The sequence below is a fragment of the Sphingomonas sp. PvP056 genome (genome assembly GCF_040549155.1).
Lineage (GTDB): Bacteria > Pseudomonadota > Alphaproteobacteria > Sphingomonadales > Sphingomonadaceae > Sphingomonas.
Genome location: NZ_JBEPST010000002.1, coordinates 504596 through 517304 on the forward strand (window position 1 = coordinate 504596; position 12709 = coordinate 517304).

At 65.9% G+C, this 12709-nt stretch carries 13 protein-coding genes; 3 read left to right on the plus strand and 10 right to left on the minus strand.

Annotation, left to right across the window (positions count from 1 at the left end; genetic code table 11):
* The first annotated feature begins 175 nt into the window (after positions 1–175).
* Complete coding sequence (locus tag ABIC17_RS06650; RefSeq protein WP_354280245.1) at positions 176–967, plus strand: hypothetical protein; 792 nt, start codon at positions 176–178, stop codon at positions 965–967.
* Positions 968–986: 19 nt separating this feature from the next.
* Here the strand turns inward: ABIC17_RS06650 and ABIC17_RS06655 are convergent, their stop codons facing one another.
* The 3 genes from ABIC17_RS06655 to ABIC17_RS06665 form a co-directional block, all read right to left on the minus strand.
* Positions 987–1745, minus strand: coding sequence for an SIMPL domain-containing protein (locus tag ABIC17_RS06655; protein ID WP_354280247.1), 759 nt, complete (start codon positions 1743–1745; stop codon positions 987–989).
* A 101-nt stretch (positions 1746–1846) separates the two neighbouring features.
* A complete protein-coding gene (locus ABIC17_RS06660) occupies positions 1847–2257 on the minus strand; it encodes a SufE family protein (protein ID WP_354280249.1) in 411 nt (136 codons plus the stop codon).
* 83 nt (positions 2258–2340) lie between these two features.
* Positions 2341–4194, minus strand: coding sequence for an ABC-F family ATP-binding cassette domain-containing protein (locus tag ABIC17_RS06665; protein WP_354280251.1), 1854 nt, complete (start codon positions 4192–4194; stop codon positions 2341–2343).
* A 114-nt stretch (positions 4195–4308) separates the two neighbouring features.
* Here ABIC17_RS06665 and ABIC17_RS06670 point away from each other — a divergent pair, with 114 nt between their 5' ends.
* Together ABIC17_RS06670 and ABIC17_RS06675 are read left to right on the plus strand one after the other, a co-directional pair.
* Positions 4309–4770, plus strand: a complete 462-nt coding sequence (locus ABIC17_RS06670) for a GreA/GreB family elongation factor (RefSeq protein ID WP_354280252.1) — start codon at positions 4309–4311, stop codon at positions 4768–4770.
* A 109-nt stretch (positions 4771–4879) separates the two neighbouring features.
* On the plus strand, positions 4880–5335 hold the full coding sequence (locus ABIC17_RS06675) for a GNAT family N-acetyltransferase (protein ID WP_354280253.1): 456 nt from the start codon (positions 4880–4882) through the stop codon (positions 5333–5335).
* A gap of 42 nt (positions 5336–5377) precedes the next feature.
* On the opposite strand, the gene ABIC17_RS06680 is transcribed toward ABIC17_RS06675, so the two are convergent.
* The 7 genes from ABIC17_RS06680 to ABIC17_RS06710 all read right to left on the minus strand — a co-directional run bounded on the left by ABIC17_RS06680 (position 5378) and on the right by ABIC17_RS06710 (position 12666).
* On the minus strand, positions 5378–6187 hold the full coding sequence (locus ABIC17_RS06680) for a hypothetical protein (protein ID WP_354280255.1): 810 nt from the start codon (positions 6185–6187) through the stop codon (positions 5378–5380).
* A gap of 33 nt (positions 6188–6220) precedes the next feature.
* Positions 6221–7525: a sensor histidine kinase gene (locus tag ABIC17_RS06685; RefSeq protein ID WP_354280601.1), complete on the minus strand. Its 1305-nt coding sequence runs from the start codon at positions 7523–7525 to the stop codon at positions 6221–6223.
* A gap of 29 nt (positions 7526–7554) precedes the next feature.
* The gene (locus ABIC17_RS06690) at positions 7555–8274 is read right to left on the minus strand and encodes a response regulator (RefSeq protein ID WP_354280257.1); all 720 of its coding nucleotides are present in this window, start codon (positions 8272–8274) and stop codon (positions 7555–7557) included.
* A gap of 87 nt (positions 8275–8361) precedes the next feature.
* Entirely contained in the window at positions 8362–8844 is a 483-nt protein-coding gene (locus tag ABIC17_RS06695; RefSeq protein ID WP_354280259.1) for an EF-hand domain-containing protein, read from the minus strand.
* 165 nt (positions 8845–9009) lie between these two features.
* Positions 9010–9795 (minus strand): thioesterase family protein, encoded by a 786-nt coding sequence (locus tag ABIC17_RS06700; protein WP_354280261.1) that lies wholly within the window; start codon positions 9793–9795, stop codon positions 9010–9012.
* On the minus strand, positions 9792–11309 hold the full coding sequence (locus ABIC17_RS06705; RefSeq protein ID WP_354280263.1) for a class I adenylate-forming enzyme family protein: 1518 nt from the start codon (positions 11307–11309) through the stop codon (positions 9792–9794). Before ABIC17_RS06705 ends, ABIC17_RS06700 begins: the two co-directional genes overlap by 4 nt.
* A 664-nt stretch (positions 11310–11973) precedes the next feature.
* Positions 11974–12666: a glutathione binding-like protein gene (locus tag ABIC17_RS06710; protein ID WP_354280265.1), complete on the minus strand. Its 693-nt coding sequence runs from the start codon at positions 12664–12666 to the stop codon at positions 11974–11976.
* Positions 12667–12709: the final 43 nt, after the last annotated feature.

Below are 12709 nucleotides of genomic sequence, written 5' to 3' on the forward strand. Positions count from 1 at the left end.
GTCGCCTTCGTTCTGTCCACTGCGGTCAATGATGGGGTTGGCGAGGCCCGTTTTCCAGACCGTTCGTAACGCAGGAAACAATCGAGTTGGCGGCGTGACCGCAAGCGTGTAGCGCGCGCATCGGCGCCACCGACAGGCGGGCGCGTGTTTCTCGCCAAGATTTTCGCAGGGTTCCATGACGATTACGTACGACTGGAGTCGGCCGGAGAACGGTCTCAGCATGATCGTGCGGGGGGTCGTGCCGATCACGCGTATCCAGATTTACGGACAGCGCTGCAGCGGGACAAACGTCGTCGCGCAGACGCTCGCCACCAATTGCCCGACTGCTGCCCTGACCGACGAACTGGGCCACAAGCACTGGTTCGTCCCCCCGCAGACCGTTTTCCCCGAGGATACCCTGACGGTCGTCGTCGCGCGCGATGCCTTCGACTGGGCGCGCAGCCTGCATCGCCAGCCGTGGCACGCGCACCCCGATTTGAAGGCCAAATCGTTTGAGAGTTTCCTGCGCAGTGAATGGCACAGTTGCTGGGACGAACACGTCCACCATATCGAACCGGGGCACCCGATGCTCGGTACCGAGATGCTCCACGAACGCGACCCCGCCACCGGCGAGCGGTTCCACAACTGCATTGCCAAGCGCACCGCCAAGCTGCGGCACTGGGCGGCGCTTCCGGCACGGGCGCACAACGTCGCGCTGGTCAGCTATGATGCCTTTGTGCGTGCTCCCGAGCGGTTCCTGGCGACGATCGCGATGGCCGCCGGACTGGAGCGCGTGGCGACGTTCACGAAGGTCTCGAGCTACAAGGGGCAGGGGCACGAACCCTATACGCCACAACGCTACGTTGCGTTGTCCGCAGACGATGCGGCGTACATCGAATCGTGGCTAGACCCCGAGGTAGAGGCGCAGTTCGGTCTGTCGCCATATCATGCGGACGTATTGCTCACCGCGGAGCGCGTGGCCGCGTGATCCGTCGGCGCTGACGCGATCAGCGGTCGATCGCGAATTGTGCGAAGACGCGGGCCGTCGTCTCGATCGGTCGTGGCGAAACCGCGATCTCGACCGGGGCGGCCGGCGGTGGCGGCGGCGGGGCGAATTCGGCCCGTTGCGATGCACCCGTGACGGTAATGTCGTTCATCGCATTCTGGTCGTTGAGCGACAGCAGCGATCCCAGCTTGACGCCCGCGCCGCTGGCCAATCCCTCGGCCCTTGCGCGCGCGTCGGCGATTGCAGCGGTGGTTGCGCGCCGCTGTGCGTCGGCGGGGCTGGCCAGTTCGAACGACTGCACCCGCGCATCCCGCGCTCCCAGTCGCGCCGCCAGTCCTGCCGCGGTCCCGGCCTTGGTGACGGCCGTCGTCCGTCCGTCGCCGCGCAGGCTGGCGATGTACCCGGTGACCGTGCAGGCCCCCTCGCTCAGGCGCGGGCGATTGTTGTAATTGCCGGGTCCGTCGCATTCGGCCGATCGCGTTTCGATCACGCTGACTTCACCCGAGGACAATCGCGTTTCCTGGCCCAACAGGCCCGTCAGACCGGCAACGATCGCCTTCTGCTTGGTCGCGAGCGCGGTGCTGGCTGCGTCCGGCGTCTTGCCTTCGCCCGTCACCCAATAGACCAAAGTGGCGATGTCGGGCTTGGTCGACACGGTGGCCGTTCCGGATACCTGGATCGACGGTTCCCGGTCATGGGTTTGTTGCGCGGCCGCCGGAGAGCAGACCATCGCAAGCAGCAAGACGATCATCGGGCGCATCGCGAGTCTCCGGGTAGAGGCCAGTAGAGCGACAGCGTAACCGGCTTCACCATAAGTGTCTTTAGGGATCGAGACCCTGCCTCGTTTTACCGGTGAGGGGGTCAGGCCTCGACGTAGCGCGCGGCGGTTTCGCGGATCAGCGCGATCATGTTGGGAATGCCTTGCGTACGGTTGGAGCTGAGCTGCTTGCTCAGGTCGAACGGCGCGAGTTCCTGCGGCACGTCGGTCGCAAGGATCTTGGCCGGCGCCTGATCCTGCACCGCGAGTAGCACCAGCGCGATGATCCCCTTGGTGATCGCGGCGTTGCTGTCGGCGAGGAAGTGCAATGTCCCGTCGTCGCGCACCATCGGATAGACCCACACCGATGCCGAACACCCGCGCACGAGCGTCGCATCGGTCTTGAGTGGATCCGGCATCGGTTCGAGGTCTCGCCCGAGGTCGATCAGGAGGCGATAGCGGTCGTCCGCCTCGAGGAAGCTGTATTCGGATTCGATGTCGGCGAGCGTCTGCATGGGGGCGCTATAGGCGGGGCGGGCGGGGTTCGTCACGCAGGACTTCACGTCCGGCGTTGCCTACCCCGCGCTCCGGTAACGGGTCACGCGGTTTCGAGCGACTCGCTGACCTGGAACCACACCGCTTCCGCCGCATCGAGCTTCTTGCTGATCTGCGCATGCTGCTTGGCGAGTTCCGCCGGGTTCATCCGCGACAGCCACGCCTCTGCGGCGGACGGATCCGCGATCGCGCGGTCGACGGCGTTGAGCTGCTTGGTCAGCTTGGCGACCAACGCCTCCGCTTCATGCGCTTTCTTCTGCAATGCGACCGCCGCGGCGGATAGCTGGGGCTTGTCGTCCTTCTTGACCGCCTTGGTCTTCGCCCCTTCGCCACCACCGTCGCCTGCGAGCACGAAGGCGATATAATCCTCCATGCTGCCCGCATATTCCTTGGCGGTGCCGCCATCGACTAGCACCAGCCGGTCGGCGGTGAGCTCGACCATGTGGCGATCGTGGCTGACGAGGATGACCGCCCCGTCATAGGCGTTGAGCGCCTGCACCAGCGCCTCGCGCGCATCGACGTCCAGATGGTTCGTCGGTTCGTCGAGGATCAGCATGTGCGGCGCGTCGCGCGTGATTAGCGCAAGCGCCAGCCGCGCACGCTCGCCGCCCGAGAGCTTGCCGACCTTCTGCGTCGCCTTGACGCCCGAGAAGCCGAACCGCCCGAGCTGCGCGCGGACCGCGCCCGGCGTCTTGCCCGACATCTGCCGAGTCATATGTTCAAGCGGGGTGTCGTCGCCGTCGAGTTCCTCCACCTGATACTGGGTGAAATAGCCGACGCGCATCTTGCCGCTGGCGTTCATCTCGCCGTCCATCGTCGGCAATTGCGCGGCGAGCAGGCGCGCGAGTGTGGTCTTGCCGTTGCCGTTGCGGCCGAGCAGCGCGACCCGGTCGTCGGGATCGAGCCGCAGGTTGAGCCGTTGAAGGATCGGCTTTTCCGCATAACCGACCGCCGCCATGTCGAGCGTGATCAGCGGCGGGCGCAATTCCTCGGGGCTCGGGAATTCGAACGACAGCGTCGGATCCTCGGCCATCGACGCGATCGGCTGCATCTTGGCGAGCATCTTCTGGCGGCTCTGCGCCTGTTTCGCGGTCGAGGCGCGCGCGCTGTTCTTGGCGATATATTCGCTGAGCTTGGCACGCTGCGTATCCTGCGCGGCCTTGGCGGCGGCGAGCTGCGCGACGCGTTCGGCGCGCTGGCGCTCGAAACTGTCGTAGCCGCCGGTGTAGAGATGGACCTTCCCGCCCTCGAGATGGAGGATCGTGTCGACCACGTTGTTGAGCAGATCGCGCTCGTGGCTGATGACGACCATCATCGCGGGATAGCTCTTGAGGAAGTTCTCGAGCCACAGCGTCGCTTCGAGATCGAGATGGTTCGAGGGCTCGTCAAGCAGCAGCAGGTCGGGTTCGGAGAACAGCAGCGAGGCGAGCGCGACGCGCATTTTCCAGCCGCCCGAATAGCTGTCGAGCGGGCGGCCCTGCATTTCCTCGTCGAAGCCGAGGCCGACGAGAATCCGCGCGGCGCGGGCGGGCGCGGTATAGGCGTCGATCGCGATCAGGCGTTCGTGGATTTCGCCGACGCGGTTGGGGTCCTGGCTCGTCTCGGCCTCGACCAGCAGTTCTGCGCGCTCCGTATCGGCGGCGAGCACCTGCTCGATCGGCGTGGTCGTGCCCGAGGGCGCTTCCTGCGCGATATAGCCGATGCGGGTGCCGCGCGGCATCTCGATCTCGCCGAGGTCGGGTTCGAGCTGGCCGATCATGACCTTCATCAGCGTGGACTTGCCCGCGCCGTTGCGTCCGATCAGACCGACGCGACTCTTCGGCGGCAAGGCCGCGCTCGCGCCGTCGAGAATGGCGCGCCCGCCGAGGCGCACCGTGATACCGTTGATGTTCAGCATGTGCGATCGCGTAGCAGAATGTTGCGCCGCACCCAATAGGGCTGATCCTGGTGCCCATGCGTTGGTGGACATTCCCGGTCCGAGGCCGGATGATGAGCGCATGAGGACACGACCATGAGCGTAGCGTTTCGTCGCGAGAGCGACGACGAACATCTCGAACCCAAGTTCGAACGGCCGATCGCGCCGGGGCCCAATCTTGTGACCGCGCGTGGACTCGCGCTGATCGATGCCGAAATCGCACGGCTGGATGCAGCATTGGAACAGGCATCCGAGGAGGATCGCCCCGCATTGCTGCGCGAGCAACGCTATTGGCACACCCGCCAGACGACCGCCGAAGTCGTTCCCGCGCCCGAGCCTGGCGAGATCGGGATCGGCAGCCGCGTAACGATCCGAATGGGCGGCAGCGAACGTGTGGTCGAGATCGTCGGCGGCGACGAGGCGGATCCGGCGGAAGGCCGGATCGGGTATCAGGCACCGCTAGCGCGCGTGCTGATCGGCGCGGAAGTGGGGGAGATGGTCGAGTTCGGCGGGAAAGCGGATGCCATCAAGGTGGTGCGTATCGCTGACGCTTCGTAGCGAGCATGGACGCGCTTGATCCGATCCTGACGCGCATATGTCTGGCGGTCGAGCAGTACGGAAACCGTGATTGCTTGTTGGCGCGGATGTCGTTGCCTAAAGCTGTTGCATGACCATAGTCTATCGTGACGCGCTGGAAGCTGATCTGCCTGCCATCGTGCAATTGCTCGCGGACGATCCGTTGGGTGCGCAACGCGAGGATGCTTCGGTACCGCTGTTGCCTGCCTATCTTGCGGCGTTCCAAGCGATCGCGACGCTCGATCATCAGCGGTTGGTGGTCGCGGTTGACGTAGAGCGGATCGTGGGCACGATGCAATTTCTGGTCGTCCCCGGCTTGTCGATGCGGGGCGCAAGCCACGGCTATATCGAAGCGGTCCGCATCGTTGCTGACCTCAGGGGGCGAGGGGAGGGGGAGCGTTTCGTTCGCTGGGCCGTCGCACAATGCCGTGACGCGGGCTGTGGCACGGTGCAGCTGGTGTCCGAAGGGTCGCGAACGGCGGCGCATCGTTTCTGGCAGAAATGCGGGTTCGTCCCTAGCCATGTCGGGTTCAAGATGCGGCTCTGAACCTCTGGGAGCTACCCGCGCGCTCGTCCCGCACACAAGTTTCTAGCGTAGACCCTCCGCGTCGTCCGATCGCAACGGAGTGTGGAGGTCGCCATACTTCAGTTCCAGATACCGCCCCTGCACCGCGACCGCGTCGAGCGCGCCGTGCGACAGATTGTCTGTCATGCGTGCCACCTCCATGTCGATCAGGCGCAGACCGTCGATCAGATGATCGTTCGGGGTCCGGCCATTGGCTTGCGGGACCGTCCGTCGCGAGACCGGAACGGCGCGCCAGCCGTCGACAAGATCGGGCAGTTCAGTTGCGATGAGGGTGCGAACCGCGTCGGCGGCCGGGCTTTTCGGGTCGAGGCGCGCGGTCTGCGGGGCAAGCTTCGAAAAGCGCTGCGTGAGCGCATCCGCGAGTTGCGCCGCGGGCAGCGGCAAGCCACGGCGTTGGGCGGTCAGCCAGAGCGTCGTCTCGGCGGCAAGATCGGGGAGCGTCGCTTCGGCCAGTGCCGCGCGACCGCGGGGCGCTGCCTTGGAATAGTGGGCGATCATGACGGTCAGCACGACCATTGTCGCGATGGCGAGCGCCGTCGCGATGGTTGGCGCGAACACCATGCCAAGCGTAGCCCAGACCAGCAGCGCAGCGACCAGCGCCAGCGCGAGGCGCGCCAACACCCGCCGCTCGCGCCGCTGCCGCGCTTCCTTCTCGCGACGTGCCTGCGCGCGGCCCTCGGGCGACAGGCGACGCAGCAGTTCCTCGGCTTGCGTCAGGCCAACGTCGGCGAACCCTGCCGCCACGCCGCGTGCGCGACGGACGATCTCGTCGCCCTGACCGGTCCTGCCCTGACCCGTCCCTTCGTCGTGCATCACGTCCTCCTGCCGTCGTGGACTGCTGCCAGTCTAGCGCGGCAGCGTGATCCGCGCCACCAGCCCGCCGCCATCGCGGTTCTCGAGCGTGATGTTGCCGCCCGCATCGCGCACGATCGATCGCGCCAGCGCAAGGCCGAGGCCGATCCCGCCGGTCTCGCGATTGCGCGACGTTTCGAGCCGGGTGAACGCATCGAACACATCCTCGAACCGGTCGCGGGGAATGCCCGGGCCACGGTCGCACACTGCGATCTCTACCGTGCGCGCGGTCTCGGTGACCATCACCTCGGCGGAGCCGGCATATTTAATCGCGTTTTCAATCAGGTTGCGCACCGCGCGCCGCATCAACCCGGGGCGCAGCCGCATCCGCAGCCGTGCAGCTTCCTCGAAAACGACGTCGTTGCCAAGGTCGCGGAAATCCTCGACCACCGCATCGACCAGCGCGGCCAGATCGACTTCGGTCGGCGGCTCGCTCGGTCGGCCCAGCCGTGCGAGCGACAGGATGTCGTCGAGCGTGCTGTTCATTTCGGCGATCGTCTCGGCCATCTTCTCGCGGTCGGTATCGTCCTCGACCGACTCGATCCGCACGCGCAACGCCGCAAGCGGAGTGCGCAAATCGTGCCCGATCGCGCCGAGCATCCGGTCCTTCTCATCGAGCATCGCGGTGACGCGGAGCCGCAGCGCGTTGAACGCGACGATCGTGTCGCGCACGTCCTGTGGCCCCCCCTCGACGACGGGAACGTCTACTTCGCCGGGGACGAAGCTGCGCGCGGCGTGAGCGAGACTTTGCAGCGGGCGGGAGATCCGCCGCCCGGCCCAGAGCAACGGGATCAGCACGATCGCATACAGGATCAGCGTCTGCGCCACGAGCCGCCACAGCAACCAGTTTTCGTTGCGCGACCACGGCAGGTTGAGCGCGAGCCAGCGATGATCGCTCCGTTCGACCGCGATCACGAGTTCGCCGCCGTCGCGCAGCATCCGTTCGAGCCGGTCGCGCCGGACAAAGCGCAGCCGCGGATTATTCGGTGATAGCGGGATCACCTGGGTTTCAATCTGTCTGGGGGTAATCCCGACATCATGCAAAGCCGTGCGTAATGCCACCTCGATCTCGGGCCGGCGCGTATCATCGATCCGGATCGGCGAGGCGGCGACCACCCGCATCCGGCGGTTGTTCGTGCTGAGCAGCCGCCCCGCTGCGATCCGTTCCTCGGCATCGACGATCCGCGCGACCGCGGGACCGGTCGCCTGTTCGATCCGGGCCTGACGCCGCTCCTGCAGGAACAGTGTGAAATTGATCGCCTGCGCGAAGAACAGCGCGAGCGCGATCAGCAGCGCCATTTGGCCCGACAGGTTGCGGGGTAGCAGCCTCAAAGCCGGGTGACTTCGGCGGCGAGCGTATAGCCGCCGCCCCATACCGTCTTGATCAGGTCGGGAACCTTGGGATCGGCCTCGATCTTGCGGCGCAGGCGGCTGACCTGATTGTCGATCGCGCGGTCGAACGCGGCGGCTTCGCGGCCTTGCGTAAGATCGAGCAACTGGTCGCGGGTAAGCACCTGCCGCGGGCGCGTGACGAGCGCGTGGAGCAGGTTATACTCGCCGGTCGACAGCGGAACCGACACGCCGTCGCGATCGACCAGCGTACGCTCGCCCGACTTGAGCACCCATCCGGCAAAGGCGAACGAACCGCTTTCGGGCGCATGCTGCCGCACGCCACCCGCCGCCGCGCGCCGAAGGATCACCTTCACGCGGGCGGCCAGTTCGCGCGGGGAGAAGGGCTTCACGACATAATCGTCCGCGCCCATCTCGAGCCCGACGATGCGGTCGGTCTCCTCGGTGCGTGCGGTCAGCAGGATCACCGGGATCTCGCCCGTTTCCCGGATGTGGCGCGTGAGGCTGAGACCGTCCTCGCCCGGCATCATGATGTCGAGGATGACGAGGTCGATCGCATAGGCGTTCATCCGGGCGCGCGCGCCCTCGGCGTCGCCCGCCTGCGTCACGCGGAAACCCTGCCGCGTCAGATATTGCGCGAGCGGTTCCCGGATCGAGCGTTCGTCATCGACGAGCAGCAGGTGTGGCGTGTCTCCCATGGGGTCGGGGTGTAGCATGATGCTCCGATCAGGGAAGCGAGGGCTATACAGGCGCGGGGCGCTTCTCCGGCCGGGTCGCGCGGGGGCTTATTGGGCAGTCGGGCGCGCGGGCTGCACCGCGGCGGGGGCGATCGCATCGGCCGGGTCGGTGCGCGTGGCGCGCTGCGCGGCGCGGGCGTTGTCGGTCCAGGCCTTCATTTCGTCGGCGGTGATCTGTCCGTCGCGATTGGCGTCGATCCGGTCGAAGCGATTGCCCGACTGGACCAGAAATTCGGGACGCGACAGTTTGCCGTCATGGTCCGCGTCCGCCCGACCGATCATCCGCGCGCCCGGCCCCGGCATTTCGTCGGGCGTGAGGAAGCCGTCGTGATTGGCATCAAGCCGGTCGAACCGTTGGCTGGCCTGCGCATCCGCCTCGGCACGCGAGATCTTGCCGTCCATGTTGGCGTCGGCGCGGGCCATACCGGCCTTCGGGTTGGCGGCGGGGGGTTGCTGCGCGGCGACGGAAGCGGGCATGGCGAGCGGTGCGGCAAGGATCGCCGCGACGACCACGAACAGTTGCTTGTGCATTACCGGTTCCCTCCCGGGGCTGGATGCCCGTGTCACCATAGGTACGCCTATCGAGCGTAGCTGTCCCCCGGATGTGTCGGCAATGCGCGAAACTGTATCAAAGTGTCGCCAAAGCGCGCGATACCGGCTAAATATGGACTTGATACCGACGCAGAACTGCTGCGATCAGCCGAAAATTGCGACACTTTGCATGGCTTGAGCGATGGGCTCGCCGTCCGCATTCCACACCATCATCGTCTGGCTCGATCCTCCGGCGACCGCGTGATCGGTTCGGGCCGACAGCAGCCACCAGCCGTCGGTCGTCCGCGGGGTGGGGGTGAGCAGGTTGACGATCCAGGTGAGCGAACTGAGCGGCACGAAATCCTTGCCGAACAACTTGAAAGCGGCGGGCGGAAGCGCGTCGCCGATCGCCATCAGCTCCACCATGGCGTCGATGCCCGTGTGGTCGCGCAGCCGTGCCCAGCGCAGCCACTCCGCCTCGCCGAGCGCGCGGTCGCCATCCTGCTTGAGATCCAGGAAGTTGAAGTTGCCGGTAAAAAACTCGTCCGGGCCGGTGTAGAGCGTGGCGTCCGGGGCAGGCGGCGGAAGCGGTTTGCGCAAGGCCCCTTGCAAGTCGACCCGCGACGGGTGCCCGTCCATGAAGACGAACGTCGCCCGGTAACCGAGCCCCGCGTCCGACGTGATATCCGCCTGAATAAACGCGGCATTGCGTCCGCGCCGCAGCTTGGTTGCGGTGACGGTGATGTCGCCGCTCAGCGGACCGATAAACGCAACTTGCGCCGAACGCAGCGGCGGGAGGTCCGGTTCAATGGCCTGCGCAGCGTAGAGCGCGAGCGCGCTCGACAGGCCACCATAGGCCGTCCGCCCCTGAAGCCAGTCACTTGGTACCTGCGCGCGGAACCCGTGCTCGACCGGAGTCGCGGCGGCGATGATATCGGAGATCGGCGTCATGCGGAAAGCAACTCGCGCAGGTCGCGTTTGAGCACCTTGCCGATCGCGCTGCGCGGCAGTTCCGCGATCGCGTGGAGCGCGGACAAGCGCTGCGTCTTGCCGAGCTGCGCGTTGGTCCATTCGAGGATGTCATCAATGCTGGCGTCGACGCCGGTATGCGGCACGTAGAAGCCGATCGGGGTCTCTCCCCAGGCTTCCGATGCGACGCCGACGACGCTGCAATCGGCGACCGCGGGATGTTGCGACAGGATCGCCTCGATGTCGGTCGGATAGATGTTGAACCCGCCCGAGATGATCAGATCCTTCTTGCGGTCGAGCAAGGTGAGGAACCCGTCTTCGTCGAACCGCCCGACATCGCCGTGGCGAATGAAGCGGTTGCCCGTCGCATCGAACCATTCCGCCGCCGAGGTCGCTTCGGCGCGACCGTGATAGCCGGTCATCATCGCAGGCGAACGGCCGACGACCTCGCCCGTTTCGCCCGGCGCGACTTCCTGGCCGTCGTCGTCGATCAGCCGGATGTCGTGTCCCTCGATCGGGCGGCCGACGGTATGGAGCTTGTCGGGATGCGCGTTGGCGACGAGCAGGCAAGTGCCGCCGCCCTCGGTCATGCCGTAATATTCGACGAGCAGGCCGGGCCAGCGCGCAACCACGTCGGCCTTGAGTGCGGCGGAGAAGGGGGCGCTGGTCGATGTCTTGAACACGAAGCTCGACAAGTCGAAGCGGTCGAAATCAGGGAGGCCCATGATCCGGCTGTACTGGACGGGGACGAGCATGGTGTGCGTCGCGCGGTGACGTTCGGCGAGTTGCAGATAGCCGCGTGCATCGAACTTCTTCATCAGCACGGCCGTTCCGCCCCAACCGAGCGTCGGCAGGAAACTGACGAGCGTGGTGTTGGAATAGAGCGGCGTCGCGATGATCGTCACGGCGTGCGCGAACCCCGCCGCCTCGTTGCGATTGATATGCGCCCAGCGCATCGCGTGGCTCTGGACGATCCCCTTGGGGGTGCCGGTGGTGCCCGAGGAATAGATGATGTTGAACGGGTCTCCCGGTGCGATCTCGACCGGTTGCGGACGCGCGCCTTCGGGGGCGATCCAGTGGCCGAGCGACTTGAGGTGGACGAGCTTGCCGGGGATGCGGTGCCCGGTCATCGCGGCGGCGGCGTCCGCGTCGACGAAGGTGATCGGCGCGGCACAGTCTGCGATCATCGCGACGATCGCCGCCGGCGTGGACGAGGGAGCGATCGGGGTGGCGACGCAGCCCGCGCGAAGCGCACCGAGGAAGATGGCGGCATAGTCGATCGTGGCCGCGCCGACGATCGCGACGGCGTCGCCCTTGCGGACGCCGTCGCGTTGCAGCGCGGCAGCGATCCGGTCCATCAGCGCATCGAGCGCAGCGTAATCGATCTCCCCGTCGGACTCGGCTAGCGCGACCTTGTCGCCGTTTTCCTGCGCATGGGCGCGGATGAGATCGGGAAGGGTGGCGAAGTCGCTGGCGAGGAGAACTGCGGCGGTCATGAAGCCTCGTTTCGGAATCCGGAAGTTCGAGTCTGCTAGGGGAGATGGGGGTGGAATGCCATACGGGACGTTCGAAAAGGAGGTGGGCAGACCGACCTGGTCGAGTTCGCGTATCTCCCACATCCGTTCGGGCTGCGCGAAGTCGAAGCCCCTTGCGCAGCGCAGGCCCTTCGACTTGGCTCAGGGCGAACGGGGGGGGCGGACCGATCTGATCGAGTTTGCGTATCTCCCACATCCGTTCGCGCTGCGCGAAGTCGAAGCCCTTGCGCAGCGCTGGCCCTTCGACTTGGCTCAGGGTGAACGGGGGGGTGGGCGGACCGATCTGGTCGAGTTTGCGTATCTCCCACATCCGTTCGGGCTGAGCGAAGTCGAAGCCCCTTGCACAGCGCAGGCCCTTCGACTTCGATCAGGGCGAACGGGGGGGTGGGTGGATCGATCTGGTCGAGGTCGCGTATCCTACTTCCGTTCGGGCTGAGCGAAGTCGAATCGCCTTGCGCAGCGCAGGCCCCTCGACTTCGCTTAAGGCGAACGGGGGGTGGGCGGACCGATCTGGCCGAGTTTGCGTATCTCCCACATCCGTTCGGGCTGAGCGAAGTCGAAGTCCTTGCATAGCGCGGGCGCTTCGACTCCGCTCAGGGCGGACGGGTGGGGAAGGGAAAACACTTTATCGCTTGGCGGCGGTCTGCCCGAACAGGATCTTCTTCGCTTCCTCGGTCATCGGCTTCTGTTCGCTCACCTCGGCCCCTTTGGCATAGGCCGTGACCGTCGCAGGGCGCACCGCGATCGCCTCGAACCAGCGCTTGAGATTGGGGAAGTCCTCCAGCTTCTGGCCCTGCCGTTCATAGGGCACGATCCACGGATAGGCCGCCATGTCGGCGATCGAATAGCTCCCGGTAACGAACTCCCGCCCCTCCAGCCGCCGGTCGAGCACGCCGTACAACCGATTGGTTTCCTTGACGTAGCGGTCGATCGCGTAGGGGATCTTCTCGGGCGCATAGCCGCTGAAATGATGGTTCTGTCCGAGCATCGGCCCAAGCCCGCCCATCTGCCACATCAGCCATTGCACCGTCTCGGTCCGCCCGCGGATGTCGGCGGGGATGAACTTGCCGTACTTGTCGGCCAGATACAGCAGGATCGCACCGGACTCAAAGATCGCGATTGGTTCGCCGCCGCCGACCGGATCGTGATCGACGATCGCCGGCATTCGGTTGTTGGGGGCGATCCTGAGAAAGTCGGGCTCGAATTGCGCGCCAGCGCCAATGTTGACCGGCACGATCCGGTACTCGACCCCGGCTTCTTCGAGAAACAGCGTGATCTTGTGGCCATTGGGCGTTGGCCAGTAATACAGGTCGATCATGCGCGCGGCTCCTGATGATGTTGCCCGGGAGATGGGGAAGCGG

Bases quoted from the DNA above. Each gene is read 5' to 3' on its own strand.
- ABIC17_RS06650 (WP_354280245.1), top strand. From the start codon at position 176: ATGACGATTACGTACGACTGGAGTCGGCCGGAGAACGGTCTCAGCATG.
- ABIC17_RS06655 (WP_354280247.1), bottom strand. From the start codon at position 1,745: ATGCGCCCGATGATCGTCTTGCTGCTTGCGATGGTCTGCTCTCCGGCG.
- ABIC17_RS06660 (WP_354280249.1), bottom strand. From the start codon at position 2,257: ATGCAGACGCTCGCCGACATCGAATCCGAATACAGCTTCCTCGAGGCG.
- ABIC17_RS06665 (WP_354280251.1), bottom strand. From the start codon at position 4,194: ATGCTGAACATCAACGGTATCACGGTGCGCCTCGGCGGGCGCGCCATT.
- ABIC17_RS06670 (WP_354280252.1), top strand. From the start codon at position 4,309: ATGAGCGTAGCGTTTCGTCGCGAGAGCGACGACGAACATCTCGAACCC.
- ABIC17_RS06675 (WP_354280253.1), top strand. From the start codon at position 4,880: ATGACCATAGTCTATCGTGACGCGCTGGAAGCTGATCTGCCTGCCATC.
- ABIC17_RS06680 (WP_354280255.1), bottom strand. From the start codon at position 6,187: ATGCACGACGAAGGGACGGGTCAGGGCAGGACCGGTCAGGGCGACGAG.
- ABIC17_RS06685 (WP_354280601.1), bottom strand. From the start codon at position 7,525: ATGGCGCTGCTGATCGCGCTCGCGCTGTTCTTCGCGCAGGCGATCAAT.
- ABIC17_RS06690 (WP_354280257.1), bottom strand. From the start codon at position 8,274: ATGGGAGACACGCCACACCTGCTGCTCGTCGATGACGAACGCTCGATC.
- ABIC17_RS06695 (WP_354280259.1), bottom strand. From the start codon at position 8,844: ATGCACAAGCAACTGTTCGTGGTCGTCGCGGCGATCCTTGCCGCACCG.
- ABIC17_RS06700 (WP_354280261.1), bottom strand. From the start codon at position 9,795: ATGACGCCGATCTCCGATATCATCGCCGCCGCGACTCCGGTCGAGCAC.
- ABIC17_RS06705 (WP_354280263.1), bottom strand. From the start codon at position 11,309: ATGACCGCCGCAGTTCTCCTCGCCAGCGACTTCGCCACCCTTCCCGAT.
- ABIC17_RS06710 (WP_354280265.1), bottom strand. From the start codon at position 12,666: ATGATCGACCTGTATTACTGGCCAACGCCCAATGGCCACAAGATCACG.